Below are 917 nucleotides of genomic sequence, written 5' to 3' on the forward strand. Positions count from 1 at the left end.
CGATAGTTTCCAGGTCGATCAACCATCCCCCGAAAAACTCGTGTTTATAGACGAGACTACCAGAGTAAAAACCAGTAACGCCAAATTTGAGGCTGCGGGTCGTCATGTTAGTAGTGAGCAGTGGTACGTTTGCAATGGCTGTCATGGCAGACGCTTTTGTCCCGTCGGTCGCTTCAACATAGAGATGCATCCCGGCAGCGTCTCGGTACACTACCGCCAGGCAAACTTTACCCAGGAAATTAGTTGCCGGGACAGCTACTGTGCGCAGCGCTCCTGCATCAGTGCCGCGAATGGCGTTGATTGCCTTTGTGCCGTTAATGTTAGTGAAGGCAATTCCGCCAAACTCGTTTGCCGGTGTCAGGGATTCCGCCGTCCCGCAGACACCTGAGTAGTTGGTACTGACCGCGACAAAATCATCAGCTGACGGAATACGCACGTACATTCCAAGCGCAAAATACTGGAGTTTCGACGGGTGGGTGGTGGCATCAAATCTGGCCATAAAGTTACTGGCGCTCTGCAGGTAACGCGGTGCGCTTTTACTGTTCATCGCCAGTGATTTACGTGTTCCGTTCCACACGAATGCGGACACGTCGCCACCAAGGGATGCCTGCGCGCTGACCTTATCAGCCAGATTCACGATTGCGCCTTCAGCATTGCTCGTCGGAGCAGCCTGCAGAGGAAACGATCGTTTGTCATCTAGGCGGAACAGGTATACCCCATCAGTAGTCCCCTCTTTCGTCCCGTATCCTTTCAAGAGGTTATCTGGCACCGCATACTGCAGCGCTGGGTTATTGCTTGGAACTGGTGCCTGAAAAATAGTTGTCATAAAAGTACCTTAAAAAGAAGAAAGGATTGCGCGGAGTACAGTTTCAGTAATAACGCATTGCCCGGCGGGATATGTTGGATGGTTTACATCG

1 protein-coding gene is annotated in these 917 nt (G+C 51.7%); it reads right to left on the reverse strand.

Translation table 11 applies throughout. The annotated features are described in order from the left end of the window. Positions 1-826 (reverse strand): hypothetical protein (locus ACOI7Z_RS27250; RefSeq protein ID WP_420702489.1); only part of this gene is annotated, 826 nt, incomplete at its 3' end. Between the last annotated feature and the right edge of the window lie 91 nt (positions 827-917).

This window comes from Klebsiella sp. C283, from assembly GCF_048822555.1.
Lineage (GTDB): Bacteria > Pseudomonadota > Gammaproteobacteria > Enterobacterales > Enterobacteriaceae > Klebsiella > Klebsiella quasipneumoniae.